The organism is Nonomuraea sp. NPDC052129 (genome assembly GCF_040680095.1).
Lineage (GTDB): Bacteria > Actinomycetota > Actinomycetes > Streptosporangiales > Streptosporangiaceae > Nonomuraea.
In genome coordinates this window covers 78,248-99,009 of record NZ_JBFAVX010000026.1, presented here as the reverse complement: position 1 = coordinate 99,009, position 20,762 = coordinate 78,248, and the positions used below count along the sequence as shown (strand labels likewise).

21 protein-coding genes are annotated in these 20,762 nt (G+C 69.6%); 7 read left to right on the top strand and 14 right to left on the bottom strand.

All coding sequences use genetic code 11. The annotated features are described in order from the left end of the window. Positions 1–24: 24 nt before the first annotated feature. The 10 genes from AB0L53_RS40800 to AB0L53_RS40755 all read right to left on the bottom strand — a co-directional run bounded on the left by AB0L53_RS40800 (position 25) and on the right by AB0L53_RS40755 (position 11,390). Positions 25–987, bottom strand: coding sequence for an ABC transporter permease (locus AB0L53_RS40800; protein WP_364006254.1), 963 nt, complete (start codon positions 985–987; stop codon positions 25–27). Then, on the bottom strand, positions 987–1,967 hold the full coding sequence (locus tag AB0L53_RS40795) for an ABC transporter permease (protein ID WP_364006251.1): 981 nt from the start codon (positions 1,965–1,967) through the stop codon (positions 987–989). Before AB0L53_RS40795 ends, AB0L53_RS40800 begins: the two co-directional genes overlap by 1 nt. After that, the gene (locus AB0L53_RS40790) at positions 1,964–2,974 is read right to left on the bottom strand and encodes a dipeptide ABC transporter ATP-binding protein (protein ID WP_364006248.1); all 1,011 of its coding nucleotides are present in this window, start codon (positions 2,972–2,974) and stop codon (positions 1,964–1,966) included. Before AB0L53_RS40790 ends, AB0L53_RS40795 begins: the two co-directional genes overlap by 4 nt. Further along, positions 2,974–3,996 (bottom strand): ABC transporter ATP-binding protein, encoded by a 1,023-nt coding sequence (locus tag AB0L53_RS40785; RefSeq protein ID WP_358436142.1) that lies wholly within the window; start codon positions 3,994–3,996, stop codon positions 2,974–2,976. The genes AB0L53_RS40790 and AB0L53_RS40785 overlap by 1 nt, the downstream gene beginning before the upstream one ends. Positions 3,997–4,044: 48 nt before the next feature. Further along, positions 4,045–5,871 (bottom strand): ABC transporter substrate-binding protein, encoded by a 1,827-nt coding sequence (locus AB0L53_RS40780; RefSeq protein WP_364006244.1) that lies wholly within the window; start codon positions 5,869–5,871, stop codon positions 4,045–4,047. Positions 5,872–6,081: 210 nt separating this feature from the next. Beyond that, the gene (locus AB0L53_RS40775; protein WP_364006242.1) at positions 6,082–7,962 is read right to left on the bottom strand and encodes a prolyl oligopeptidase family serine peptidase; all 1,881 of its coding nucleotides are present in this window, start codon (positions 7,960–7,962) and stop codon (positions 6,082–6,084) included. 149 nt (positions 7,963–8,111) lie between these two features. Next, positions 8,112–9,011: an amino acid ABC transporter permease gene (locus tag AB0L53_RS40770; protein ID WP_364006240.1), complete on the bottom strand. Its 900-nt coding sequence runs from the start codon at positions 9,009–9,011 to the stop codon at positions 8,112–8,114. Beyond that, positions 9,008–9,679 (bottom strand): amino acid ABC transporter permease, encoded by a 672-nt coding sequence (locus AB0L53_RS40765; RefSeq protein ID WP_364006237.1) that lies wholly within the window; start codon positions 9,677–9,679, stop codon positions 9,008–9,010. The genes AB0L53_RS40770 and AB0L53_RS40765 overlap by 4 nt, the downstream gene beginning before the upstream one ends. Before the next feature lie 62 nt (positions 9,680–9,741). Continuing rightward, positions 9,742–10,593, bottom strand: a complete 852-nt coding sequence (locus tag AB0L53_RS40760; RefSeq protein ID WP_364006234.1) for a glutamate ABC transporter substrate-binding protein — start codon at positions 10,591–10,593, stop codon at positions 9,742–9,744. 41 nt (positions 10,594–10,634) lie between these two features. Further along, positions 10,635–11,390, bottom strand: a complete 756-nt coding sequence (locus AB0L53_RS40755) for an amino acid ABC transporter ATP-binding protein (protein ID WP_225290675.1) — start codon at positions 11,388–11,390, stop codon at positions 10,635–10,637. A gap of 134 nt (positions 11,391–11,524) precedes the next feature. Between AB0L53_RS40755 and miaB the strand changes: the two genes are divergently transcribed. Further along, positions 11,525–13,015 carry a tRNA (N6-isopentenyl adenosine(37)-C2)-methylthiotransferase MiaB gene (miaB, locus tag AB0L53_RS40750; RefSeq protein WP_364006231.1) on the top strand — a complete coding sequence of 497 codons (1,491 nt, stop codon included), beginning with the start codon at positions 11,525–11,527 and terminating at the stop codon, positions 13,013–13,015. A gap of 235 nt (positions 13,016–13,250) precedes the next feature. Here the strand turns inward: miaB and AB0L53_RS40745 are convergent, their stop codons facing one another. Continuing rightward, positions 13,251–13,886: a hypothetical protein gene (locus AB0L53_RS40745; protein WP_364006228.1), complete on the bottom strand. Its 636-nt coding sequence runs from the start codon at positions 13,884–13,886 to the stop codon at positions 13,251–13,253. Between the two features lie 183 nt (positions 13,887–14,069). Here AB0L53_RS40745 and AB0L53_RS40740 point away from each other — a divergent pair, with 183 nt between their 5' ends. Continuing rightward, positions 14,070–14,615: a hypothetical protein gene (locus tag AB0L53_RS40740; protein WP_364006225.1), complete on the top strand. Its 546-nt coding sequence runs from the start codon at positions 14,070–14,072 to the stop codon at positions 14,613–14,615. Between the two features lie 171 nt (positions 14,616–14,786). Beyond that, a complete protein-coding gene (locus AB0L53_RS40735; protein ID WP_364006222.1) occupies positions 14,787–15,530 on the top strand; it encodes an isocitrate lyase/phosphoenolpyruvate mutase family protein in 744 nt (247 codons plus the stop codon). Between the two features lie 12 nt (positions 15,531–15,542). Here AB0L53_RS40735 and AB0L53_RS40730 read toward each other — a convergent pair whose 3' ends face one another. Beyond that, the gene (locus tag AB0L53_RS40730; protein WP_358436114.1) at positions 15,543–15,935 is read right to left on the bottom strand and encodes a VOC family protein; all 393 of its coding nucleotides are present in this window, start codon (positions 15,933–15,935) and stop codon (positions 15,543–15,545) included. Between the two features lie 63 nt (positions 15,936–15,998). Here AB0L53_RS40730 and AB0L53_RS40725 point away from each other — a divergent pair, with 63 nt between their 5' ends. Beyond that, positions 15,999–16,424, top strand: a complete 426-nt coding sequence (locus AB0L53_RS40725; protein WP_358174385.1) for a MarR family winged helix-turn-helix transcriptional regulator — start codon at positions 15,999–16,001, stop codon at positions 16,422–16,424. Positions 16,425–16,467: 43 nt separating this feature from the next. Next, a complete protein-coding gene (locus AB0L53_RS40720; RefSeq protein ID WP_364006218.1) occupies positions 16,468–17,340 on the top strand; it encodes an LLM class flavin-dependent oxidoreductase in 873 nt (290 codons plus the stop codon). A gap of 1 nt (position 17,341) precedes the next feature. On the opposite strand, the gene AB0L53_RS40715 is transcribed toward AB0L53_RS40720, so the two are convergent. Both AB0L53_RS40715 and AB0L53_RS40710 read right to left on the bottom strand, forming a co-directional pair. After that, positions 17,342–18,241, bottom strand: a complete 900-nt coding sequence (locus tag AB0L53_RS40715; protein ID WP_364006215.1) for a ribonuclease Z — start codon at positions 18,239–18,241, stop codon at positions 17,342–17,344. 18 nt (positions 18,242–18,259) lie between these two features. After that, positions 18,260–19,162 (bottom strand): class I SAM-dependent methyltransferase, encoded by a 903-nt coding sequence (locus tag AB0L53_RS40710; RefSeq protein ID WP_364006212.1) that lies wholly within the window; start codon positions 19,160–19,162, stop codon positions 18,260–18,262. A 107-nt stretch (positions 19,163–19,269) separates the two neighbouring features. Here AB0L53_RS40710 and AB0L53_RS40705 point away from each other — a divergent pair, with 107 nt between their 5' ends. Both AB0L53_RS40705 and miaA read left to right on the top strand, forming a co-directional pair. Further along, complete coding sequence (locus AB0L53_RS40705; RefSeq protein WP_358535431.1) at positions 19,270–19,785, top strand: methylated-DNA--[protein]-cysteine S-methyltransferase; 516 nt, start codon at positions 19,270–19,272, stop codon at positions 19,783–19,785. 69 nt (positions 19,786–19,854) lie between these two features. Then, positions 19,855–20,760 (top strand): tRNA (adenosine(37)-N6)-dimethylallyltransferase MiaA, encoded by a 906-nt coding sequence (miaA, locus tag AB0L53_RS40700; RefSeq protein WP_364006209.1) that lies wholly within the window; start codon positions 19,855–19,857, stop codon positions 20,758–20,760. Positions 20,761–20,762: the final 2 nt, after the last annotated feature.

Sequence of the window (20,762 nt, the reverse complement as noted above, 5' to 3'; positions counted from 1 at the left end):
AGCGGTTGGTAGGAGGGCGGCGGGTCAGGCCAGGCGGATGCGGGGGTCCAGGAGGCCGTAGGTGATGTCCACCAAGAGGTTGGCCACGACGACGGCCGTGGTGGCGAGGACGACGACGCCCATGATGACCGGGAGGTCGCCGCTGACGAACGCCTGTACCACCGCCTGCCCGATGCCGCCGAGGCCGAAGACCGATTCCGTCACCACCACCCCGCCGATCAGCGTGCCCACGTCGACGCCGAGTTGCGTCACCACCGGCGTCAGGGCGGCGCGTAAGCCGTGCCGGTAGATGACCTGGCCCTCGGGGACGCCCTTGGCGCGGGCCGTGCGGATGTAGTCCTCGCCGAGGATGTCCAGCATCGACCCGCGCGTCAGCCGTACGTAGGAGGCGGCCTGGACCATGGCGAGCGTGATCCAGGGCAGGATCAGGTGGCGGGCCCATTCGCCGGGGCTGTCGGTGAGTGGCACGTACGAGTCCGGCGGCAGCAGCGGCGCCCCGGCCATGGAGAGCTGGAAGAACAGGAAGTACAACAGGAGCAGGCCGACCACGAAGGTGGGCATGGACACGGCGGCCAGGGCCAGGAACGTCACGACGCGGTCCAGCAAGGAGCGCGCCCGGGTGGCGCTGATGACTCCGGCGCCCACGCCGATGACGACCCAGAGGATCGCGCCGCCGATCACGAGCGAGGCCGTGGGCGGGAAGTCCTGGGAGAGGAGCTTGCCGATGGATTCGCCGGAGAAGTACGACTGGCCGAGGTCGCCGTGGATGAGGCGGTTCAGGTAGTCGAGGTATTGGACGAGGATCGGGCGGTCCAGGCCGAGGTTGTGGCGGATGAGCTCCACCTGCTCGGGGGTGGCCTGGCGACCGGCCAGCGTTCTGGCGGGGTCGCTGGGGGCGACGAAGAACAGCAGGAACGTGCCCAGCGTGACCAGCCACAGGACGAGCACGCCGAGCAGCGCCCGCCGGATCAGGAATCTGCGGAGCATCAGGCCCCCTTACGACGACGGCGGCGGTCACGGCGGTCACCACGGCCGCGGCGGCTGAACAGGCGTTCCATGCGCGGGTCGATGGCGTCCCTGATGCCGTCGCCGACCAGGTTGAAGGCGAGGGTGGTGAGCAGCAGGGTGGCCGCGGGGAAGCCCAGGTACCAGTAGGCGACCCGGTAGAAGCCCTGCGCCTCGCTGAGCAGGTTGCCCCAGGAGGGGGTGGGCGGCACGATGCCGAGTCCGAGGAACGACAGCGTCGACTCGAAGACGATGGCCGCCGGCACGAGTAGCGTGGTCAGGACGATGACCGGGGCGAGCAGGTTCGGCAGGATGTCGACGAACATGATCCGGAGATCGCCGCAGCCGATGGACCGGGCGGCCTCGACGTACTCGCGTTCCTTCAGCGAGAGCGTCTGGCCGCGTACGACCCGCGCGATGGCCGCCCACGAGTAGAAAGCGATCACCCCGATCGTCGCGGTCAGTGACGGCCCGGCGATCGAGACGACCGCGATCGCGAAGATCAGGTACGGGAACGACAGCACCACGTCCATGAGCCGGGACAGCACGGTGTCGATGACGCCGCCGTAGTAGCCGGCCAGCAGGCCGACGACGACGCCCACCAGCGCCGCCAGCCCGGTGGCGACCACGCCGACCAGCAGCGAGACCCGCGCCCCGTACAGAACCCTGATGAACAGGTCGCGGCCGAGCCGGTCGGTGCCGAACCAGAACGTGCCGTTCGGCGCGATCGGCAGCCCCTGCGCGGTGATGCCGGTGTCGCGGAACTGCTCGTCCGGGTCGTGGCCGTTCCAGGCGGCGATGAGCGGGGCCGCCAGCGCCAGCAGGCAGAGCAGGACCACGATCAGGCCGGAGACCAGCGCGACCTTGTCGGTCCTGATCCTGGCCCAGGCGAGCTGCCACGGGCTGCGGCCGGCGATCGTCCGGTCGCTGACCGCGTCCGGTCTGATCTCGGTGAGCGTCATGCGGGCCTCCCCCCGGAACCGGAAGCGGTCAAGTCCTCGCCTGCCTCGACGGGGAAGTGGCAGGCCACCAGGTGGTCCCGGAGCGCCAGCGGCGGTTCCTCCGTTGAGCAGCGCTCCCGCGCCTTCGGGCACCGGGGATGGAAGCGGCAGCCCGACGGCGGGTCGATCGGCGAGGGGACGTCGCCCGTGAGGATGATGCGCCGCCGCCGTTCGGCCTCGTCCGGGTCAGCCACGGCCGTGGCGGAAAGGAGGGCGTTGGTGTAGGGATGCCGGGGATGTTCGTGCAGCTCGTCGGCCCCCGCGAGTTCGACGAACTTGCCCAGGTACATGACCGCGATCCGGTCGCTGATGTGCCGCACCACCGACAGGTCGTGCGCGATGAACAGATACGTCAGCCCGAACTCGTCCTGCAGGTCCTTCAGCAGATTGAGGATCTGCGCCTGAATGGACACGTCCAGCGCGGACACCGGCTCGTCGCAGATGATCAGCCGGGGCCGCAGCGCGAGCGCCCTGGCCACCCCGATCCGCTGCCGCTGCCCGCCGGAGAACTCCGCGGGGAAGCGGTTGTAGTGCTCGGGGTTGAGCCCCACCCGTTCCATCAGCTCCTGTACGGTACGGCGCAGCTCGGCGCCGCGGCTCACCCGGTGGACGACGAGCGGGTCGGCGATGATCGAGCCGACGCGCCGGCGCGGGTTCAGTGAGCCGTAGGGGTCCTGGAAGATGACCTGGATGTCGCGCCGGTAGGCCCGCATCCTGGCTCTGGGCAGGTTCGTGATGTCGTCGCCGTCGAAGCGGACCCGGCCCGAGGTGATCGGATGCAGGCCCGCGACGCAGCGGGCGAGCGTCGACTTGCCGCAGCCGGTCTCGCCGACCAGCCCGAGGGTCTCGCCCGGCGACAGGTCGAAGCTCACCCCGTCGACCGCGCGCACCTGCCCGATCGTGTGCTTGACCAGCAGGCCGGTGGTGATGGGGAAGTGTTTGACGACGTTCTCGACTTCGAGGAGCATCAGGCCTCCTTCGCCTGCAGTCGCAGCGCGTCGGCCTCCGGGCCGAGCCCGACCGCCTCGTGGGGCAGCCAGCAGGCCGAGGCGTGCCCGCCGCCGCCCGTGACCCTGGCCGGCGGCGGCCGTTCGGCCGCGCAGACCGGCATGGCGTACGGGCAGCGCGGGTGGAAGGCGCAGCCCGAGGGGAGGTCGATCAGCGACGGCGGGGAGCCGGGGATGGGCCGCAGCCGTTCGCCCCGGGCCCCGGTGCTGCCCGGGATCGACTCCAGCAGGCCCTTGGTGTAGGGGTGGTGCGGGCGGTAGTAGAGGGTGCGGCGATCGGCCCGCTCGGCCACCAGGCCCGCGTACATGACCAGCACCTCATCGGCGATCCCCGCCACGACGCCGAGATCATGGGTGATGAGGATGAGCGCGATGTCGAACTCGGCCTGAACCCGGCCGATGAGCTCGAGGATCTGCGCCTGGACGGTCGCGTCGAGCGCGGTGGTCGGCTCGTCCGCGACGATGAGCTTCGGGTTCAGCGCCAGCGACATGGCGATCATCGCCCGCTGCCGCATGCCGCCGGAGAACTGGTGCGGGTAGTCGTCCACCCGCCGGTCCGGCCGGGGGATGCCGACCAGGCCGAGCAGCTCGATCGCGCGTTTGCGGGCCTCGGCGCGGCTGGTGCCGGGCCGGTGGACGTGGAAGAGCTCCTCGATCTGCCGGCCGACCTTGTAGAGCGGGTGCAGGCTGGTCAGCGGGTCCTGGAAGACCACGCTGATCTCCGCCCCGCGGATGCGGCGTAGCTGCTCGCGGTCCAGTTCGAGTAGGTCCACCCCCTCGAACAGGGCGGTGCCGGATATGTCGGCTCCGGGGGAGAGGCCGAGGATGGCCTGGGTGCTCACGGTCTTGCCGCTTCCGGACTCGCCGACGATCGCCAGCGTCCGGCCGCGGTCGACGGTGAACGACAGTCCCCGCACCGCCTGGACCAGGCCGTCGGAGGTGGGGAAGGTCACCTTCAGGTCCGTCACCTCTAGCAGGCTCATGTTCCTCCCTCACAGCGCCCCGCGGGAGTCCCGCAGGGCGCCGCACGGTCATGGCGAGTTGGGGTCAAGCCAGAGGTTGGTGATGTCGTAGAGCTGGAACGCGGGAAGATACAGCGCGTTGCGCACCCGCTTGCTCTTGTAGATCGGCGTGTTCTGGTTGTTGAACGGCACGATCACCGCGTCGGCCATCACCGTCTGGTCGACCTGGTGCCAGAGTCCGGCCGCCTTGGTCGCGTCGGGCTCGGCCAGCGCCTGCTTGATGAGGGCGTCCACCTTGGGGTTGCTGTAGCAGCCGTAGTTGCTCGTGCCCGGCGTGCAGTTGGTCTGGAACAGTGGCTGGGAGACGGCGCGGCCGTTGTTGCCGTACCAGTCGGGCACCCAGCCGGGGGCTGAGATGTCCCACTTGCTGTCCTTGGCGATGGTCGGGTTCTGCAGGAACGCGCCGTAGTAGTCGCCCTGCCGTACGGGCAGGCCCTTGACGGTGATCCCGCACTTCTGCAGGTCGGCCGAGTAGGACTGGAAGTTGGCCGGGTGGTTGCCCGCGTTGCGGAACGCGCCGATGAGCGTCATCCCGTTCGGGTAGCCCGCCTCGGCGAGCAACTGCTTGCACTTGGCCGGGTCGCCCTGGTCGCCGGGCGTCGGGTACGGGTTGTACTCCTGGTAGCCGATGTTGCCCGGTGGGATGGCCGTGTGCAGCGGGGTCGCCACGTCGGCACCGCCGTAGATCTTGGCGATGGCCACCTTGTTGATCGCGTACTCGATGGCCTGGCGGACCTTGACCTTGCCCATGGCGCCGTTCTCGTTCTTGCTCTGCTGGTTGAAGACGAGATACGGGTTCGTCACGGCGCCCGGGAAGATCTTGAAGTCGGGGTCGCCGCTCTTCAGCCGCGGGATCTGGGCGGTCGGCACCGGCAGGTCCCAGGACAGGTCCGCGCTGCCCGCCTCGATCTGCTGCTGCACCGCGTCGGGCTCGGTGACGCCCATCTTGACGTCGACGGCGTTGACGTACTGATGCCTGATCGGGTCGGCCGTCTGCGTCCAGGCGGGGTTCCGCTCCAGCCTGATCGACTTGGTGGCCACGTACTGGGTGATCTTGTATGGGCCGTCGGAGATCACGTGCTGGCGGAAGGTGGCGTCGTCCGGGACGTACTGGTCGTACTCCTGGGGCGCGGCCGAGGAGAAGTTCAGCGACAGGATGTTGAGGAAGTCGCCCGCCGGCTGGACCAGCGTGAACACGATCGTCTTGTCATCCTTGGCCTGAACACCGGCGATGTCGTGCGAGTTCTGGAAGGCCGCCAGCGCCGCCGCCGTGGGCTTGGCCTTCTCGAACGCCTTGCCGTAGGCAGCGCAGTAGGCGGCCATGCCCTTGATCGTGCTGGTGTAGTAGCCGGGCGCCCCCGCTCCGGCCACCGGGTTGCAGAGCCGCTTGAAGCCGCGGACGAAGTCGCCCGCGGTCACCGCCCGCGGCGGCTGGGTGTCCCACTGGACGCCGTCCCGCAGCTTGATCGTGTACGTGAGGTGGTCGGCGCTGAGGCCGCCGTTGGCGGTCGTCGGCAGTTCGGTGGCGACGTCAGGGACGACGGCGAAGCCCTTGGTGGTGTCGGACTCCTTGGCCACGCCGTTCAGGTTGAACAGCTGGCGCGCGTAACCGCGCAGGATGCCGTTGGTGACCGTGTAGTAGGAGCTGGTGGGATCGAGATGGTCGACGTCGCCGCCGCCCACCAGCCTGATCGTGCCGCCCGACAAGGGCTTGCCGGTGTCCTGGGGCGCTGTCGGCGGTGCCGAGCCGTTCGTGCCGGTGTCCGTGGCGCAGGCGGCGGCGAGCAGACTTGCCGCGGCCACCACGGCGATGCTGAGATGGCGCAAGCTGGCCATCTGGCCCTCCCTCGTGCCGAGATGGGGATGTATGGCTGGCCAGTGGGGCGCGCTTCGTGGCCGCGAGGCGCGCCCTACGTGCTGCTCCTTCGAGCAATCCACTTGGGGAGGGCGGTGTCGAGGACGGTTATTCAACCGTTGGCGAGTAGCGACCGCCGAGTGATACCGGTTCTGTCTAAGAACCGTGATTGATGGCGACGAAAGCGAGAATCAGCTGAAAATCTGCTGGTAGAACGCCAGTTCCGCGGCCAGGGCGGTGGCCCTCGTCTCGGTGCGGCGGAAACCGTGCGACTCGCCCTCGAACGCCAGATAGGTGCACGGGACGCCGCGCTCGGCCAGCGCGTCGGCGAAGGCCGCCGACTGCTCGGGCGGCACCACGGGATCGTCGAGCCCCTGGAGCAGCAGCATCGGGCAGGAGACGCCGTCGACCAGCGCCAGCGGCTCGCGCTCGGCGTAGAGCCGCGGGTCCTCCGGGCCGACCAGCCACTCCACGTAACGCGACTCGAAATCATGGGTGTGGGCATGGAGCGGGGCCAGCGCGCTGACACCGTAGTAGGACACGCCCCCCGCGAACACCTCCGAACGGCAGCAGGCCGCCATCACGGTCCAGCCGCCCGCGCTGCCGCCGCGCACCGCGATGCGCCCGGGATCGGCCAGCCCCTCGGCCACCAGCCATTCGGCGGCCGCGATCGTGTCCTCGACGTCGACGACGCCCCACTGCCCCTTCAGCCGATCGCGGTAGGCCCGGCCGTAGCCGCTGGACCCGCCGTAGTTGACGTCGAGCACGCCGATGCCGCGTGAGGTGAGGTACGCCTTCTCCAGGTCCAGCGCCGTGCCCTCGTGCGCCGTCGGACCGCCGTGCACGAACAGCACGTACGGAGGAGCGTCCGCCGAGTCCTCGGCGGCCGGGTTGGACGGCGGATAGAGGAAGCCGTGCACCCGGTGCCCCATCTCCACCGGCCGGGGCATGGGCAGGCAGGCGAGGTCGGGCAACTCGTCGAGGTCGCGCCTGAGGGTCTCGGCCTGGCCGGTGACGGTGTCGACGCGGATGACCGACTTCGGGAGCGCGGCGCCGTACGCGATGCCGGTCACGTGGGTGCCGTCGGCGGCCAGCACCGGATCCCACCCGTCGCCCGGCGGGTCGAGGTCGGCGAGCCGGCCCGTCTCGGGGTCGAGGATGCCGAGCCGCAGGTCACCGCGCCCGTGCAGCACCGCGAGCCGTCCGTCGCCGAGCACGGCGTAGGGCAGGCCGCCCAGCGTCCACGGCGGCCAGGCGAACTCCTCCTCCAGAGGATGGAGCGGCTGCGGCGAGAGGTCATGGAGGCCGGTCTGGTAGAGGTTCCACCAGCCGGAGCGGTCGGAGATCAGGTAGAGGTGGCCGTCGTCCTTCCAACTGGGCGCGAGCACGGACTCGGACGGGCTGCCGCCCACGGTCCACGATGTGCCGTCGGACAGGCGGGTGACGCGGAGCTCGGTGCCGGTCCATGGCATGCGCGGATGGTTCCAGGTGATGTAAGCGAGATGTTGTCCATCGGGAGAGATGACGGGGGAGGCGTAGAAGTCGCCGCCGGTGACCCATTCGCGCGTCTCACCGCCGCCGACCGGGGTCGAGACGACGGCCCTGGTCGTCTTTCCGTCGTCGGTGTGCCGCTCGCGTACGCACCAGACCTGGTCGTCACGGACCAGCAGGTCGGCGTAGCGGTCGCCTTCGGGGGTGAGCGGGACGGGCTCGTCGGCGAGATCGGGGCGACCCGCGCGGTCGGCGGAATCAGCGCGGTCGGTGCGGCCGGCGCGGTCCTTGAGCAGGTAGAGACGCTGGTCGGCGAGACAGGCGAAGATCACGTGGCCCTCGGGGGTCACCGCGTAGGGCCGCCCGCCGTATTCGTGCACGCGGGTGCGGGCGCTCCACGGCTCGGGCAGCAGCTCGCGGCAGGTGCCGTCGGCGGCGCGGTGCATGACCGTGGTGCGTCCGCCCTCGTCAGGGCGGTCCTCCGTCCACCACACCTGGCCGTCGAGCGCGGTCGGCCAGCCGAGCCGCCGGCCGGACCGGGCGACGTCGGTGGTCGAGATGGGGGAGCGCCAGAAGGGCATAGACGCATCCTGCCGGAAGATCGGCAAGAGTGCGGGGTGATCACCTCACTCCGGTGACCACCCCGCTTCGATCACCGTAGCCCGGTGACCACCCCACTCCCGTCACCGGCAATGCGCGATGATCGCTTGATGACGTTGGTCGACGTCGGTTACTGCGTCATGACGCTGCCGCCCATATCCGGCTGCCCCGGGGGCAGCGGCACCGCGCCCGGCGGCTCGAGCGGACCGGCCGTGGTCTTGCGGCTGCGTCGGCTGCGCTTCTCCAGCCACGTGGCGAACGCGCTGAGCGCCATGGCCATGAGGATGTAGATGACGCCGATGACGATCGCCGCCACCAGCTTCGTGCCGGGATAGACCGACGGCAGCGTCTTGAAGCCCATGTTCAGCAGGTCGACATAGACGATGAAGTAGCCCAGCGCGGTGTCCTTGAGCAGGACCACGAGTTGGCTGACCACCGCGGGCATCATCACCGTGAGGCCCTGCGGCAGCAGGATCAACCGCATCACGCCGCCCTTGCGCAGCCCGACCGCGTACGCCGCCTCGGACTGGCCCTTCGGGATCGAGTTGATGCCCGCCCTGACCACCTCGGCCAGCACCGACCCGTTGTAGAGCGTGAGACCGAGCACGATCGCGAACAGCGCGTAGTCACCGCCGCCGAACACGTCGGGCGCCAGGAACCAGATGAAGAAGATCAGCAGGAGCAGCGGGATCGCCCGGAAGAGCTCCACGATCCAGGCGGCGGGGAGTCTGATCCACCGGTGGTCGGAGAGCCTGGCGATGCCGAAGACCGCACCGAAGAGCAGTGCCAGGACGGCGCCGAGCACGGCCGCGGTGAGCGTGCCCACCAGACCGGGCAGGATGAAGTCCACCCAGACGGTCTCGGTGGTGAACGGCTCCCACAAGGAGGCCTTGAACTGGCCCTTCTCGTTGAACTTCAGCAGCACCCAGCCGAGGGCCGCCAGCAGGACCAGCGCGGAGACCCCGGTGATGAGGTGGTTGCGCAGCCTGCCGCGCGGGCCAGGCGTGTCGAAGAGGACGGACGCGCTCATCGGGCCACCGCCAATCTCCTGGCCAGCCAGCCGGTGTACCAGCCGATCGGCAGGATGAGTACCAGGAACGCGACCACGATGCCGAGGAAGATGGGGATCGAGACGCCGGTGGTGTCGAACGTCTCCCTCATCGTCGCGGCGACGTCCACGGTGTAACCCGCGGCCGCCACCACAGTCGTGTTCTTGATCAGGGCGATCAGGACGCTGCCCAGCGGGGCGATGACCGCCCGGAAGGCCTGCGGGAAGATGATGAGCCTGATCGACTGGCTGAAGGTGAGCCCGATCGCGCGGGCCGCCTCGGCCTGCCCAATGGGCACGGTGTTGATGCCGGACCGCAGGGCCTCGCAGACGAACGCCGCGGTGTAGGCCGACATGCCCAGCACGGCCAGCCAGAACGAGTTCGTCAGCGGCACCTCGGTGGAGAAGATCAGCCCGAGGGTGTCGCTGAGCCCGAGGTAGCAGAAGGCCAGCACCAGCGTGAGCGGAGTGTTGCGCACGAGGTTGACGTACGCCGTGCCCGCGGCCCGCAGGACCGGGGTGGGCGAGACTCGCATGGCGGCCAGGATAGTGCCGACGATCAGCGAGAAGACCGCGATGATCAGCGAGAGCTTAACGTTGTTCAGGAACCCGACGGCCAGGTCGGGACCGTACTGAATTAGTTCGTCCATCGTGCTCCACCAGTGAGAACGGCGGCGGCGGCCGGATCACCGGCCGCCGCGTGGGGTGAGGATCAGGCGCAACCCTCGGCCGGTGGGGCCTCCTTGGGCAGGTCCAGGCCGGTCTTGCCGAACCACTTCGTGAGCAGCTGGGTGGCCGTGCCGTCCTGCCACATCTTGGCGACGGCCTTGTTGACGGCCTCGCAGGTCGTCTTGTCGCCCTTCTTCAGGCCGATGCCGTACTTCTCGTCCGTGAAGGGGTCGTTGAGCAGCTTGTACTTGCCCGGGTCCTGGCTGGCGAAGCCGGCCAGGATCAGGTTGTCGGTGGTGACCGCGTCCAGGTTGCCACCACTGAGCTTCTGCACGCACTCGGAGTAGTTGCTGGCACCGACGAGCTTGGCGGGCAGGTTGAGCTTGCCGTCCGGCGGCGGGTCGGTGATCCGCTTGTAGGAGTTGGAGCCCTGCGCCTGGCAGATCCGCTTGTCCTTGAGGTCCGTCGCCTTGGTGATGTCCGCGGCGTCGGCACGGACCATGGTGTCCTGGTGGACGACGACGTATGGGCCGCCGAAGGTGACCTTCGGCTTGCGCGCGTCGGTGATGGAGTAAGTGGCGAAGATGATGTCCACGGTGCCGTTGGCGAGCAGCGCCTCGCGGTTGGACGAGGGCGACTCCTTCCACGTGATCTTCACATCCTGGCCGCCGGCCAGCTCCTTCACGATGTACTTGGCGACGTCCACGTCGAAGCCCTCAGGGTCACCGCCACCCTTTTTCAGGCCCAGGCTCGGCTGGTCCCATTTGGTGCCGACGGTGATCTCCTTGGCTCCCTTGAGCTTGTCCACGACGTTGGTGTAACTGCCTCCACCGCCACACGCGGCAAGACCGACCGCCATGGCCGTGACGGCGAACACGGCCCCAGTTCGACGCATCTGCATAGTGGTTACCTCAATCTTCCTGCTGCGGACTGGGATCAATGCGTGAGGATCTTCGAAAGGAAGTCCTTGGCCCGGTCTGTCTGGGCGTTGGTGAAGAACTCGTCGGGGGTGTTCTCTTCGACGATCTGGCCGTCGGCCATGAACACCACCCGGTTCGCGGCTCTTCTCGCGAACCCCATCTCGTGCGTGACGACCATCATCGTCATCCCGTCGCGAGCCAGCCCGATCATGACGTCGAGCACCTCCTGGACCATCTCCGGGTCCAGCGCCGACGTCGGCTCGTCGAACAGGATCATCTTCGGGTCCATGGCAAGCGCCCTGGCGATGGCGACGCGCTGCTGCTGCCCGCCGGAGAGCTGCGCCGGGTATTTATCCGCCTGAGCGGCGATGCCCACCCGTTCGAGCAGCTCCATGGCGCGCGTCTCGGCGGCGTCGCGGGCCTTCTTGCGCACCTTGATCGGCCCCAGCGTGACGTTCTCGCGAATCGTCTTGTGGGCGAACAGGTTGAACGACTGGAAGACCATGCCCACTTCGGAGCGGAGCTTGGCCAGTGCCTTGCCCTCTTCCGGCAGCGGCTGACCGTCGAAGATGATCTGCCCGCCGTCGATGGTCTCCAGCCGGTTGACGGCCCGGCACAGGGTGGACTTGCCGCCACCCGAAGGGCCGATCACGACCAGGACCTCGCCACGGGAAACGGTCAGGTTGATGTCCTTCAGGACGTGCAGAGCCCCGAAGTGCTTGTTGACGTGCTCCAACTTTACAAGTGGAGTGACGTCCCCGTTCTCCGTCATGTGCAAAACCTAGGGGCCATTAGGACGCTGGTCACTAACCGAGCGGTACCGATCCGATCACATCATGCCATCAAGCTGGTGTTTTAGATCCTACGACCGCCGCAAGCCGGACAAGGACTACCCTTGGACGTGCGATGACTGTGACCCAGGAGAGCCCCCGCACCTATGAAGTGCGCACATACGGGTGCCAGATGAACGTGCACGACTCCGAACGCCTTTCCGGCCTGCTGGAGGACGCCGGCTACGTGGCCGCGGCCGAGGGCGATACCGCCGACGTCGTGGTGTTCAACACGTGCGCCGTACGCGAGAACGCCGACAACCGCCTCTACGGCAACCTCGGCCACTTGCGACCGGCCAAGGTGAGCAACCCCCGGATGCAGATCGCCGTGGGCGGCTGCCTGGCCCAGAAGGACCAGGGCGAGATCGTCCGTAAGGCGCCGTGGGTCGACGTGGTATTCGGCACCCACAACATCGGGGCGCTGCCGGTGCTGCTGGAGCGGGCCCGCATCCAGGGCGAGGCGCAGGTCGAGCTCAAGGAGTCGCTCGAGGTCTTCCCCTCGACGCTGCCCACCAAGCGGGAGTCCGCCTACGCCGCCTGGGTCGCGATCTCGGTCGGGTGCAACAACACCTGCACGTTCTGCATCGTGCCGTCGCTGCGGGGCAAGGAGAAGGACCGGCGTCCCGGCGACGTTCTCGCCGAAGTCCAGACATTGGTGGATCAGGGCGTTCTCGAGGTCACGCTGCTCGGCCAGAACGTCAACACCTACGGCGTCGAGTTCGGTGACCGGCTGGCGTTCGGCAAGCTCCTGCGCGCCTGCGGCGGCATCGACGGGCTGGAGCGGGTCCGCTTCACCTCGCCGCACCCGGCCGCCTTCACCGACGACGTGATCGCCGCCATGGCCGAGACGCCCAACGTCATGCACCAGCTCCACATGCCGCTGCAGTCGGGCTCCTCGCGCCTGCTGAAGGCGATGCGCCGCTCCTACCGGGCCGAGCGCTACCTCGGCATCATCGAGCGGGTCCGCGCGGCCATGCCTGACGCGGCCATCTCCACCGACATCATCGTCGGCTTCCCCGGCGAGACGGAGGAGGACTTCCAGGCCACCCTCGACGTCGTACGCGAGAGCCGCTTCGCCAACGCCTTCACCTTCCAGTACTCCATCCGGCCCGGCACGCCCGCGGCGACCATGGACGACCAGATCCCCAAGGCGGTCGTCCAGGAGCGTTACGAGCGCCTGGTCGCGCTGCAGGAGGAGATCTCCTGGGCGGAGAACCGCAAGCAGGTGGGACGGACGCTGGAGGTCCTGGTCGCCGAGGGCGAGGGTCGCAAGGACGACGCCACGCGGCGGCTGTCCGGCCGCGCCGCCGACAACCGCCTGGTGCACTTCGCGGTCGGCGACCATACGCCGCGGCCGGGTGACATGGTCACGGTCGAGGTCACGTACGCGGCTCCGCACCACCTGGTGGCCGACGGGCCGGTGGCGTCGGTACGCCGTACGCGGGCCGGTGACGCCTGGGAGGCGCGGCAGGGCGCCCCGGCTCCGGCCAAGGGGGTCTCACTCGGCATGCCCACCATCGGCCGCCCGCCGTCGGTGCCCGCTGCTGGGGCGTGCTCGGCTTCCTAGGGCATCGGTTTCCCGGCACTGCGTACCTGGGCGGTCCTCATCCGCGCCCGGCGTCGGCTTCCTGGGGCTGCGTCCGCAGGGGTCTCTGGGCGATTCTCATCCGCCCCCCGAAGGGGGGTGTCCCTCCAAAGGCCCCCAGCCACGACAGACCGTCACAGGGATCGAGGCGGTCGTGTGACGGACCGGTCCGTTGTGGCCGGGGCCCCTGCGGTGGGATGTCCCCTTCGGGGGAGAGTCATCGGCCGAGGAGCCGGTAGCAGTAGTCGCGGCGGAAGTCGAGGAAGGTCGCGCACGGGTCGGTTCCCAGGGGTACGGAAGGCGCCGGTCTTTGCGTGGACGCGCTTGTCCGGGGGGCCTGCGCGGTGGCCAGGGTCGGCTGGGCGGTGCTCACGGTCGCCGGTGCGGCCGGTTCGGGGTCCGTGCTCTTCGGCGGGGTCGGCACGGATCTGGGCGCCCGCGTCCTGCCCGCCGGGCCGCTCGGTGTGGCGCTGTCCCTTCGCGCGGGCGGTGGCAGCGCTTCACCTATTCCCGGGCTTGGCGAGGGCACGGGCCGCGGGCGCGCCTTGATCTGCTTGGGCGCCAGGTCCTCCTCGGGCGCGAGGTCCTTCTCGGGTGTCAGGCCGTCCTCGGGTGTCAGACCCTCGTCGGGAGTCGGGCCGTTCTCCGGGGGTGGGCCGCTGTCGGCGGCCAGGCTGTCGGCTGGGTTGGCGTACGAGGGCCACGACGTCGGGACCGGCGGACGACTCGCCGGCGTAATGCTTGATCCATGGGAAAGCCCGCTTTCCTGATCATTTTTCGGCGCCTTTTCCCCCTCGGGACTTTGCGATCCCGTGAACGCCAGGAAAATACCGAGCGCGGCGATGACGATCACCCCGGCCACACCTGCCGCGGCTGCCAGGCGGTCACGACGACCTGGCCGAATGGCATGAAGTGGTGACAAGTCGTGATTCCTTTGTGATTGGTGCGCGAGCATTCCACTCCTGCGGCTAGTGTGGTCCATCACCCGCGGAAGCCGGCGAGCTTTCCCGATACGACCGCAGGGAGTCGCACCACCATGCAAGATCCGATGGAGCCGGATCGCCAGGAGATCCTCACCGGGCCGGGCGATATGCCGAGACCTGCCAGAAAAGCCAGGTCCACCACCAACAAGAAGACCGTCGTCATCGCCGCGTCGGCCCTCGTCGCCGTGCTCGCGGCGGGCGGCATCGGCTTCGCGCTGGCAGGCGGCCCCGGCCAGCCCACAACGCCGACCGGTCAGGCGGGCCAGTCGAGCCAGTCCGCCACCGCTGACGAACTCCAGCAAGACGAAGAGGCGTCCATGGGCGACGCCAAGACGGACGCCCCCGACGCCCGCACCCCGGCCGACGAGCCCTTGACCGATACCGACACGGGCACCGCCGACACGGCTGACACGGGTAAGGCGGACACCGGCCTCGACAAGGGGTCGGCGGGCACCGACACGCGCACCACGCCTCCGGCCCAGAACGGCAAGAAGCCCACGTCAGCCCCGACCAACCCGGCGCAGGAGTCCGCGGGCGAGAGCCCGGCGGACGGCCCGGCGGGTCAGGTCATCGGACAGTGCTCGAAGAGCGGCTGCTGACCGGTCCAGCGACTCGGCGGTCCCCCGCGCCAAACGGCTCAGCGGTCCCCACACCAAATGGCTCGGCGGTCCTCGGGCCGAGTGGCTCGGCGGTCCTCCGGCCAAGTGGCTTGGCGGTTCCCCGGGTCATTGGCCCTTTGGTGGGAGCCGCTTCCTTTCTACGCTGCCCGCATGACCACTGACAAGGCGGCTCTGCTGCGCGCTCTCCACGTGCCCGGCAACCCGCTGGTGCTGCCCAATGTCTGGGACGCGGCGTCCGCGCGAGCCGTACAGGAGGCCGGTTTCCCGGTGATCGCCACGGGAAGCGCGGCCGTCTCCCAGGTGCTGGGCTACGAGGACGGCGAGGGTACCCCCGTCGACGAGATGATGGCCGCCGTGGCCCGCATCACGCGCGTGGTGGACGTGCCCGTGACGGCGGATGTCGAGCGCGGCTACGGCCTGAAGCCGGCCGAGCTGGTCGAACGCCTGGCCGCGGCGGGAGCGGTCGGCTGCAACCTGGAGGACTCCGACCCCCGCACCGACGTGCTCGTCGACGTGGAGGCACAGGCCGAGTTCCTGGCCGGTGTGCGGGCCGCCGCCGGGGCGGGGCTGGTGATCAACGCCAGAGTCGACACCTATCTGCACGGCGACGGGTCACGGGAGGCGGCGGTGGCGCGGGCGCGGCGCTACCTGGAGGCCGGCGCCGACTGCGTGTACCCGATCGGCCTCGGCGACGCGGAGGAGATCCGGGCCCTGGTGAGCGAGGTCGGCGGCCCGGTGAACGTGCTGTTCCGGCCGGGCGTCCCGGATTTGACCGGGCTGGCCGAGCTGGGGGTGGCCAGGGTCAGCTACGGGGGCGGTCTGCACCGGGCGGCGTATGAGTACGCTCGCGGCCTGATCCGGGCGATCGACGAGGGCCGCAGCCCGTACGAGTGACCGCGTACCTGCTCAGTAGGACTGAAATTCCACCAGATTGCCTTCCGGGTCACGGATGTGAGCGGCGCGCAGACCCCAACCGGGCCGGTCCGCGGGCTCCGCGACGGACCGGCCGCCGTGGGCCAGGCAGACGGCGTACGCCCGGTCGACGTCGGCCACCCGGCTGACGAGCATGACGCGATCCTGGGCGGCGGCGTTCACCGGCAGGGCGCCGGCGACCTCGGGCATGAGGCCACGGTCGAGCATGGACAGCACCCCCTCAGAGCCCACGTCCCAGTGCGCGTAGGGACCGTCCGGGCCGCCCTTCGCGAGGTTCGCCCCGAGCACCTCTGGCAGGACCGCGTCATAGAAGGCGAAGCACTCCGCGAACGCCGAAACCAGCAGCCGAGGATGTAGCACGTCCATACGGAAATCTCCTGAAATAGTGGGTCGAGACCTATTATTGGGACTGACCCTACAATATTCAGGATGGAAGCGCTGCCGCCGAGCCTGCTCGGACTCACCACGTATCTGCTGTCGAAGACCGGGAAGGCGGCCAGAGGCCGGCTGGCCGCGCGGCTGGCGGCAGATGGGCTGCGCATGTGGCACATGGCCGTGCTGGCGGCGTTGGCCGATTTCGGGCCGCACGCCCAGCGCGACCTGTCGGCCAGGCTCGGCATCGACCCCAGCGACGTGGTCAAGGTCCTGGACGAGCTCTCGGCGCCCGGCTTCGTCGAGCGCGCTCGCGACCCCGGCGACCGCCGCAGGGTCACCGTCACCATCACCGCCCGGGGACGGCGCGAACTCACCCGCCTGACGCGGGAGGCGCGAGCCATCCAGGACGAGCTCCTCGCCCCCCTCGACGCCGCCGAACGCGACCAGCTGCACGACCTGCTCACTCGGATCCTGGTCTAACGGCTGTTGTCCGGTCCGGGTGCGGGCGGGTAGGAAAGATCTCATGACTGCTCTCGGTGCCGTGTTCCGGCCTCAGCTACCTCCCGAACGGATGCGCGGCGTGGCCCGTGCCGCGGAGGAGGCGGGGCTGGATGAGCTGTGGCTCTGGGAGGACTGCTTCTCCCAGAGCGGCATCGCCAGCGCGGCCGCGGCCCTGGCCTGGACCGAACGGCTGCGCGTCGGCGTCGGCCTGCTCCCGGTGCCCCTGCGGAACGTCGCCCTGACCGCCATGGAGGCGGCCACGCTCCACCGGCTGTTCCCGGGGCGGGTCGTGCTGGGCGTCGGTCACGGTGTACAGGAGTGGATGGCGCAGGCCGGCGCGCGGGTGGACTCGCCCGTGACCCTGCTGCGCGAGCACCTCGCGGCCCTGCGGGCGCTGCTGCGCGGCGAGCGGGTCACGGTGGAGGGCCGTTACGTGCGGCTCGACGACGTCGCTCTCGACTGGCCGCCGGAGACGGCGCCTCCGGTGCTCGCCGGGGCGATCGGGCCGCGCTCGCTGCGCCTGTCCGGCGAGGCCGCCGACGGCACCATCCTGGTCGCCGGAACTCCGCCCGACGAGGTACGGCGGGCTCGTGGGCTCATCGACGAGGGGCGGGCGGCGGCCGGGCGTACCGACCGCCACGAGGTGATCTTGCACTTGCACGCGGCGACTGGGCCGGACGCGGCCGGACGGCTCAAGGCCGAACTCGAGCGCTGGGGCGATGCTGGTAAACCGGACTTCGGGGTCGCCGGGGACGCGGGCACGGTGGCCGAGGCCGTACAACGGCTGGCGGACGCCGGAGGCGACACCGTGGTGCTTCAGCCGACGGCCGATGAGCCCGACCTCGAGGGTTTCGTCCGGTTCGTGGCCGAAGAGGTGCGCCCGCTGGTCCCGTGATCTACGGGTGTCGTCGCGGGACGGGGATCTTCATCAGGTCGCGGGCCAGGATGACCTCGCCGTCATAGCTACGCCGTACGTCGCTGAGGAAGGCGGGCTCGTCGGCGAAGCCGTAGCGTTCGGAGAAGTGGGTCAGCACCAGGCGGCGCACACCGGCGTCGGCGGCGACGAGACCGGCCTCGAACGCGGTGAGATGGCCGTACTCCTTGGCCAGGGCGCTCTCGGCGGACAGGAACGTCGACTCGATCACCAGCAGATCGGTGCCGGAGGCGAGCTCGAAGACGGCGTCGCACAGACGGGTGTCCATGATGAAGGCGGCGCTCTGGCCCGGCTTGGGGACGCTGCACTGGTCGAGGGTGATGCCGCGTACGGACCCGGTGCGCTGGAGTTCGCTGATTTCCGGCCCGCGAATACCGAAAGATGCCAGCTTGTCGGGCAGCATGCGGCGGCTGGACGCCTCCTGGAGGCGGTAGCCGTAGGACTCGACGGGGTGGGACAGGCGGCGGGCGGTCAGCGGGCCGATCGTGGCCTGCTCGCCGCTGACCGGCTGCTCCTCGATGACCGTGGTGTCGGCGAAGACGGCGGCATGCCGGAGCCGCTGCCAGTAGCCGGCGCCGGAGGCGGGATAGACCGCTCGTACGGGATGCCGGACCTTGTCACGCGCGATGCGCTGCACCACGCCGGGCACGCCCAGGCAGTGATCGCCGTGGAAGTGGGTCAGGCACAGCCAGTGGACGTCGTTGGCGCTGACCCCCGCGTGCACCATCTGCCGCTGCGTGCCCTCGCCCGGGTCGAACAGGAACCCCTGGCCGTCCCAGCGCAGCAGGTAACCGTTGTGGTTGCGGTGCCGCGTGGGCACCGCGCTGGAGGTTCCCAGGATGACGAGTTCACGGGATGACACGAGCGCGATGGTAGACCGTCAGCGCCGGGTGAGGCGTCTGCGGGTCCAGCGGACCGCGCGGTGGACGACGGGTCCGACCAGGCTGATCTCCTTGGTGGCCGTCTTCAGCGCCTGGACGGTGGTGCGGGATTCGGCCGCGGTCTTCTTCAGGTCCGCCGCCGTGCGCTTGAGCTCGGCGCTGAGCCGGCCCAGCTCGCCCAGCTCACCGGCCGGTGCGGGCGGCTTCTTGCGCCGGTTGACGCGGACGAGTTCGCGTTCGCCGAGCACGTCCGTGGTGTGCCAGAGCTCGGGCGTGGCCGCCAGCCATGCCAGCAGGCGCCGCTGGACGGGGACGGGATCGCCCCAGGTGGCGTACAGCTTGTGCGAGCTGACGCAGATCGGGGACAGTCCGAGCCCGGCGACCGCCTCCCAGACCGCCAGCGCGACGCCCGGCGTGTGCTCGCTGCGGTAGTCGTCGAAGGCGACGATCCCGTCACCCCGCAACACCGTCCGCGCCGCCAGGACGTCCTCCTTGACGTGCGCGTAGAGGTGCGAGGCGTCGACGTGGACGAACCGGCAGGAGTCCGCCTTGACGTGGTTCTGGATCACCGAGGTCGGCCCGTGGACGATCTCCGGCAGGCTGTCGTGGACGCTCAGGTAGTTCTGTTCGAAGCGTTGCCGGGTGAGGGTGGAGTAGGAGCCGGTGGTCTCGGCCTCGTTCGCGGCGTCCGGCGCTTCCGACTCGAACAGGTCGCAGACCGTGAACGTCTCGCCCGGACGCAGGTGGTCGCCGATCAGGACCGCGCTCTTACCGAGGTACGTCCCGAGCTCCAGAAGGTCGCCCGGCGCGTCGGCCGACAGAAACCAGCCGAAAAGGCGCTGGTCGGCGGGCCAGAACCAGCCGGGGATCCGGTCGAGTGCGGTGGCGCTCGGTGCTGACATGGTGTGACGGTAACAACACGGATTCCCAGCCCTGAAGAGCCTTTGCCACATGGCCATCCCGGAGTCGCCTAGTGTTTATGCCGGGAGCAATTCCCCCAGGGGAGGACATGATGGGTACGGTCGCGTTCGCCGAGGTGCCGACGCCGGTAGGGCCGTTCGTGCTGGCGGTGACCGAGGTCGGCCTGGCCGCCACGGGATGGGGCTCCCGGACGCATCCGGGGGAGCGGCTCGCGGATCTGACCGAGGTGGACGACCCCGAGCGCACGGCCTTCGCCGTCGCCGAGCTGAACGCCTACTTCGCCGGTGACCTGCGTACGTTCGAGACCCCGATCGACTGGCGCCTGACCTCCGGGTCGCGGCGCCAGGTGCTCAAAACCCTGCACGGCATCCCGTACGGCACCGCCGTCACCTACGGAGAGCTGGCCGAGCGGAGCGGTTCGCGAGTGCCGGCCCGCGGCATCGGCTCGATCATGGGCTCGAACCCGATCCCGATCGTGGTGCCCTGCCACCGCGTCGTCGCGGGCAACGGGCTGGGCGGCTTCAGCGGCGGCGAGGGCGTGGAGACCAAGCGCTGGCTGCTGACCCACGAGGGATACCTGCAGCCGACCCTTCTCGATCTCTAAACGCTCGATCTCTAGACGCTCGATCTCTAACGGTCTGTCCATACCCGGACAGTTGACACACTTGTCGGTGTGCGTCAGCAGCCAGTCATCGCCGTCGTGGGCCCCACGGCCGCCGGAAAGTCCGATCTCGCCGTGGATCTCGCGCTTCGGCTCGGGGGCGAGTGCATCAACGCCGACTCGATGCAGCTCTATCGAGGGATGGACATAGGCACGGCGAAACTGTCCCCGGCCGAGCAGCGGGGGGTGCCGCACCATCTGCTCGACATCTGGGACGTCACCGAGACCGCCAGCGTGGCCGAATACCAGAAGCTGGCCAGGCCGCTCATCGAGTCACTGGCGGCACCCGTGCTGGTCGGCGGCAGCGGGCTCTACGTGCGCGCGGCCATCGACGACCTGGACTTCCCCGGCACCGACCCGGAGATCAGGGCCCGGCTGGAGGCCGAGCTGGCCGAACGCGGCCCGGCACCGCTGTACGAGCGGCTGCGGGCGGCCGATCCGGCCGCCGCCTCGGCGATCCTGCCGAGCAACGGCCGCCGCATCGTGCGTGCGCTGGAGGTGATCGAGCATTCGGGCCGCCCGTTCTCGGCCACCATGCCGTCGTTCGAGGCGCTCTATCCGAGCGTGCAGATCGGGCTGGAGGTGCCCAGGCCGGAGCTCGACGAGCGGATCGAGGTCCGGGTCGGGCGCATGTGGGCAGCGGGCCTGGTCGACGAGGTGCGGGCGCTGCTCGGGCAGGGCTTGGCCGAGGGGCGTACGGCGAGCCGCGCGCTGGGCTACGCCCAGGTGGCGCGCTTCCTCGACGGCGAGTGGACCGAGGAGCAGGCGTTCGCCGAGACCGTCCGGGCGACCAGGCGCTTCGCCCGCCGCCAGGAGTCGTGGTTCCGCCGCGATCCGCGGGTCCACTGGCTGCCCTACGACGCCCCTGACCTGCTGGACCGGTCCCTGGCGCGGATCGCCGGCCAAGGCTCCGCATAAAA

Bases quoted from the DNA above. Each gene is read 5' to 3' on its own strand.
- AB0L53_RS40800 (WP_364006254.1), bottom strand. From the start codon at position 987: ATGCTCCGCAGATTCCTGATCCGGCGGGCGCTGCTCGGCGTGCTCGTC.
- AB0L53_RS40795 (WP_364006251.1), bottom strand. From the start codon at position 1,967: ATGACGCTCACCGAGATCAGACCGGACGCGGTCAGCGACCGGACGATC.
- AB0L53_RS40790 (WP_364006248.1), bottom strand. From the start codon at position 2,974: ATGCTCCTCGAAGTCGAGAACGTCGTCAAACACTTCCCCATCACCACC.
- AB0L53_RS40785 (WP_358436142.1), bottom strand. From the start codon at position 3,996: ATGAGCCTGCTAGAGGTGACGGACCTGAAGGTGACCTTCCCCACCTCC.
- AB0L53_RS40780 (WP_364006244.1), bottom strand. From the start codon at position 5,871: ATGGCCAGCTTGCGCCATCTCAGCATCGCCGTGGTGGCCGCGGCAAGT.
- AB0L53_RS40775 (WP_364006242.1), bottom strand. From the start codon at position 7,962: ATGCCCTTCTGGCGCTCCCCCATCTCGACCACCGACGTCGCCCGGTCC.
- AB0L53_RS40770 (WP_364006240.1), bottom strand. From the start codon at position 9,011: ATGAGCGCGTCCGTCCTCTTCGACACGCCTGGCCCGCGCGGCAGGCTG.
- AB0L53_RS40765 (WP_364006237.1), bottom strand. From the start codon at position 9,679: ATGGACGAACTAATTCAGTACGGTCCCGACCTGGCCGTCGGGTTCCTG.
- AB0L53_RS40760 (WP_364006234.1), bottom strand. From the start codon at position 10,593: ATGCGTCGAACTGGGGCCGTGTTCGCCGTCACGGCCATGGCGGTCGGT.
- AB0L53_RS40755 (WP_225290675.1), bottom strand. From the start codon at position 11,390: ATGACGGAGAACGGGGACGTCACTCCACTTGTAAAGTTGGAGCACGTC.
- miaB (WP_364006231.1), top strand. From the start codon at position 11,525: ATGACTGTGACCCAGGAGAGCCCCCGCACCTATGAAGTGCGCACATAC.
- AB0L53_RS40740 (WP_364006225.1), top strand. From the start codon at position 14,070: ATGCAAGATCCGATGGAGCCGGATCGCCAGGAGATCCTCACCGGGCCG.
- AB0L53_RS40735 (WP_364006222.1), top strand. From the start codon at position 14,787: ATGACCACTGACAAGGCGGCTCTGCTGCGCGCTCTCCACGTGCCCGGC.
- AB0L53_RS40730 (WP_358436114.1), bottom strand. From the start codon at position 15,935: ATGGACGTGCTACATCCTCGGCTGCTGGTTTCGGCGTTCGCGGAGTGC.
- AB0L53_RS40725 (WP_358174385.1), top strand. From the start codon at position 15,999: ATGGAAGCGCTGCCGCCGAGCCTGCTCGGACTCACCACGTATCTGCTG.
- AB0L53_RS40720 (WP_364006218.1), top strand. From the start codon at position 16,468: ATGACTGCTCTCGGTGCCGTGTTCCGGCCTCAGCTACCTCCCGAACGG.
- AB0L53_RS40710 (WP_364006212.1), bottom strand. From the start codon at position 19,162: ATGTCAGCACCGAGCGCCACCGCACTCGACCGGATCCCCGGCTGGTTC.
- AB0L53_RS40705 (WP_358535431.1), top strand. From the start codon at position 19,270: ATGATGGGTACGGTCGCGTTCGCCGAGGTGCCGACGCCGGTAGGGCCG.